Consider the following 233-nt stretch of genomic DNA (forward strand, 5'->3'; position numbering starts at 1 on the left):
GGTTCATATTCTTTTGGATTTGTTTGGGACGATCGGTTGTTGATGATTTACACAATGCCATTAATGGGCAGTCCCGGCAATCTTCGCATTCATAGATTTTGATGATCCGTTGATAGCCATATCGGTCCGTTCGTGTGGTGTGTCGTTTAAAGGGTAACCGACGGTTGTTTGGACACACGTAATAATCATCCATTTCGTTATACTCCCAATGGTTTGACTGCATCTCATTTGAT

At 42.1% G+C, this 233-nt stretch carries 1 protein-coding gene; it reads right to left on the reverse strand.

Features of this window, described 5'->3' with window-relative positions; genetic code table 11:
* Positions 1-223: transposase (locus tag V6E76_RS11470; RefSeq protein WP_499797822.1), on the reverse strand; the 223-nt coding region annotated here is incomplete at its 3' end.
* Between the last annotated feature and the right edge of the window lie 10 nt (positions 224-233).

The organism is Jeotgalicoccus huakuii (genome assembly GCF_036665975.1).
GTDB classification, from domain to species: domain Bacteria; phylum Bacillota; class Bacilli; order Staphylococcales; family Salinicoccaceae; genus Jeotgalicoccus; species Jeotgalicoccus marinus.